At 48.0% G+C, this 1,157-nt stretch carries 2 protein-coding genes; one reads left to right on the top strand and one right to left on the bottom strand.

Going from position 1 to position 1,157, the window contains the following annotated elements; all coding sequences use genetic code 11:
• A partial coding sequence (locus R8269_RS25375) for a helix-turn-helix transcriptional regulator (RefSeq protein ID WP_318222932.1) occupies positions 1-832 on the bottom strand: 832 nt, incomplete at its 3' end.
• A 90-nt stretch (positions 833-922) separates the two neighbouring features.
• Between R8269_RS25375 and R8269_RS25370 the strand changes: the two genes are divergently transcribed.
• Positions 923-1,157, top strand: a 235-nt coding sequence (locus tag R8269_RS25370) for an MATE family efflux transporter (RefSeq protein ID WP_412079971.1), incomplete at its 3' end; no start/stop codon positions are given.

The raw sequence follows: 1,157 nt of genomic DNA, 5'->3' as shown, positions 1-1,157 counted from the left end.
ATCGATGCGTAAAGTTGTACGGGTCTCGGTACCCCAATCGATTGGCAATCATCGCAATTGACCACGCCCGGTATTGCAACAAGTCCGCAGCTTTGTGCATTCGCAGCTCGATCAACTTGCTCCTCGGACTCATATTGAAGAGCTGTTTCGACAAACGGTTTAGCTGTTCTTCACTAATAAAACATCGCTTCGCCATTTCACTGACAGTCCAAGGCAAATGCAGTTGCCCTTCTATCTCATTAAACAAGGTCTGAACACGCGAAAGCGACGTACTGATTGGCGTTTCCACACTTTGCACCAACCGTTGAACTTCACTGATCAATAACTGACGAAAACCAGAGCGTCCGCCGATTTCTTTGTAGAGTAAGGTCATCAACGACCAAATCTGTTCTGAGCCACGAAATGGAATCACGCACTGACCAAGATCATTGAGATGATGCCATGCAGGTGCATTTTGCGGCAGCAACCAGACCATTTTCCAACTTCCCAAACGCGGGTTGATCTCGAAACGAAAGCAAGTGTCTACGGGCAAGATGGTCAGCGTATATGGTTCGATCTCCTTAACGCAGTTCGGCGTAATCAACACACCGCCGCCTTCTAACGTGAATAACAACGTATGCACGCCCACCTTGTCGCGCTCAACGTGATAACCGTCGTGCAGCTCAGCCAATCCCGCCATAAAAATATCGGCACGTTGCCATTCTGGAATTTCCGTTAGCGTAAGAAAACGTTCTTTGCACGCAGGCGCAAGGTAGACGTCATCGTGCCACTCATGTTGAGGAGAGAATTTACCGATGACGGATTCGCACAGGTTTTGTCGATTTTCGAACATGTATTTATGCCTCGGTTGGTTTTATATTCCCCCACAAACTGAGGAGTGACTATGACGAACAATACTGACATCAAAAACCAAACAAATCCTATGTCTGGCGACTTGTTACGTCAGATTATTCGCTTAGGTTTTCCTGTCGCAATCCAAAGCGCGCTTGTCGCGATATTGGCATTGGCTGATGTTCTCATGGTTAGTGACTTTGGTAAAGAAGCGACAGCGGCTGTGGGAATTGCGTCAAAATGGCATTTCGTGGCGATCATGATCATGGCCGGTCTAGCCTCTGCCAACGGCACGCTCGTTGCTCAATATTGGGGGCGAAATGATG

This window comes from Vibrio sp. Vb0667 (assembly GCF_033391095.1).
The sequence above is the reverse complement of the archived record's forward strand: the minus strand, read 5'-3'. Positions and strand labels throughout refer to the sequence as shown.